Below are 328 nucleotides of genomic sequence, written 5' to 3' on the forward strand. Positions count from 1 at the left end.
TGCCGTTGCCAATGCGCAGGAAGCCGGCGCACTGCTCGAACGCACGCAGTTGACGGCCGGCTCGACCTGGCATGCGGCGGGGCTGGTTCCCTCCTATGCCCGCAACATCAATATCGGGCGCATGATCAAGACGACGATCGACATTTATGGAGGGCTGGAAGCCGAGACCGGACAGCCGGTCGGCTGGCATAAATGCGGGCAGCTGCGCATCGCCAATTCGCGCGACCGGTTCGACGAGTTCAAGAGCTATATGAGCGTCGCCGAGGTGCAGGGCATGCGGGCGCAGTTGCTGACGCCCGACGAAGCGCGAAAGCTCTGGCCGCTGCTC

General features: G+C 64.0%; 1 protein-coding gene. It reads left to right on the top strand.

Annotated elements, in window-relative coordinates; genetic code table 11:
- On the top strand, positions 1 to 328 hold a 328-nt coding region (locus EN786_RS36705), incomplete at both ends, for an FAD-dependent oxidoreductase (RefSeq protein ID WP_135910136.1).

The sequence above is a fragment of the Mesorhizobium sp. M4B.F.Ca.ET.143.01.1.1 genome, from assembly GCF_004792275.1.
Lineage (GTDB): Bacteria > Pseudomonadota > Alphaproteobacteria > Rhizobiales > Rhizobiaceae > Mesorhizobium > Mesorhizobium abyssinicae.